The organism is Vibrio sp. D173a (genome assembly GCF_030248475.1).
In genome coordinates this window covers 1-667 of sequence record NZ_JAHGAH010000915.1, presented here as the reverse complement: position 1 = coordinate 667, position 667 = coordinate 1, and the positions used below count along the sequence as shown (strand labels likewise).

1 pseudogene is annotated in these 667 nt (G+C 47.4%); it reads right to left on the bottom strand.

The features are described 5' to 3' along the window. Nucleotides 1-667, bottom strand: a pseudogene (locus tag KIV40_RS30250) (solute:sodium symporter family transporter); the annotation flags it as partial.

The following is a 667-nucleotide window of genomic DNA, read 5'->3' as shown; positions in this document are numbered from 1 at the left end:
TTGCGCCGAACATTGCGGCTAGGAAGAAGCCAACAAGCGGTTTAGGCAGCACTTCGTTAACTAGACGCGTATACATGGTATCGGCTTCGTAGCTTTGACCTGTCGCGTCTACTGTGCCGAACATATGGTAAGCAATGATACCAGGGATGATTAGGAACAGAGGTGTCACAACTTTGATTGCACCTGCAAGGATTACACCCTTCTGACCTTCTTTTAGGTTCTTAGCCCCCAGTGCTCGTTGGATGATTGCTTGGTCAGTACCCCAGTAGTAAAGGTTAACTAGCAGTAGACCAGTGAACATGGTTGAGAACGGTACGTTAGGGTCATCTTCGGCACCAACAGCTTGAAGTTTGTCTGTAGCGTTGGTCGTAATCACGTCCACACCGTCCATGAAACTGCCGTCACCTAGCACGATCAGACCAAAGATTGGGATCATCAGGCCGCCAACGATCAAACCTACACCGTTTAATGTGTCTGCGATTACCACCGCTTTTAGACCACCATAGATAGCGTAGAAAAGACCTAGGAAACCGATAATTGATGCGATAAGTAGGATCGCTTGGAAACGACTAATTCCGAGCATGCTTTCGATGTCAAAAATACCACCGATAACCATAGCACCTGCGTATAGCGTGTTTGGTAGAAGGTTGATGATGTAGCTCAACAG